The organism is Streptomyces sp. SID11385, assembly GCF_010548245.1.
Taxonomy (GTDB): Bacteria; Actinomycetota; Actinomycetes; order Streptomycetales; family Streptomycetaceae; genus Streptomyces.
In genome coordinates this window covers 1-363 of record NZ_JAAGLR010001016.1, presented here as the reverse complement: position 1 = coordinate 363, position 363 = coordinate 1, and the positions used below count along the sequence as shown (strand labels likewise).

General features: G+C 78.8%; 1 pseudogene. It reads right to left on the bottom strand.

Annotated features, from left to right (window positions below):
* Positions 1–363 (bottom strand): annotated as a pseudogene (locus tag G3I42_RS30940) (hypothetical protein); the annotation flags it as partial.

Here is a 363-nt window from a genome sequence, read left to right as displayed (position 1 = left end):
CGCGCGCCCAGGCGTTGAGGGCCTTGGCGAGCAGGTCGGTGTCCTTCGTAAGGGCGCCGCGCGCGGGCCACGCGGTGAAGTCGACGCGCGAGGTGTCGTCCCAGGCGGTACGCGCCCGGGCCACGACCCGCTCCGGATCGAGCGCCCCGCTGCCGTGCGGCACGGGCGCCGGGCCGGTCAGGGGCGTGGCGCCCGAGCCGACGAGCCCGAGGACCGTGCCCGTGACGACGGCGGCGGTCCCCACGAGCAGCCCGAGCCGCACCCGGTGCCTGCGCCGGAGCAGGTCGGTCGGCCGGGTCCGTACGGAGGAGGGGTCGAACTCGTCGGAGCGCACGAGGGTCTCGGCCGCGCCCCGCGCCGCCG